Source organism: Streptomyces sp. NRRL B-24572, assembly GCF_002156145.1.
Lineage (GTDB): Bacteria > Actinomycetota > Actinomycetes > Streptomycetales > Streptomycetaceae > Streptomyces > Streptomyces vietnamensis.
On the sequence record NZ_MWIG01000858.1, the window covers coordinates 281 to 550 of the forward strand.

At 74.4% G+C, this 270-nt stretch carries 1 pseudogene; it reads left to right on the top strand.

Going from position 1 to position 270, the window contains the following annotated elements:
- Positions 1 to 270, top strand: a pseudogene (locus CCN56_RS45270) (ABC transporter ATP-binding protein); the annotation flags it as partial.

Genomic DNA, 270 nt, shown 5'->3' on the forward strand with positions numbered 1-270 from the left:
TCCTCTTCCTCGACGAGCCCTTCGAGGGCGTCGACCCGGTCTCCGCGCAGACCATCCGCGGCGTCCTGGAGCGGTACACCTCCTCCGGTGCGACCGTCGTCTTCTCCAGCCACGTCATGGAGCTCGTCGAGTCGCTCTGCGACTGGGTCGCCGTCATGGCGGCCGGGCGGATCCGGGCGCAGGGCCCGCTGGCCGAGGTGCGGGGCTCGGCTCCCTCCCTCCAGGCGGCGTTCCTGGAGCTCGTCGGCGCGCACGGCCGCGCGGCGGCCG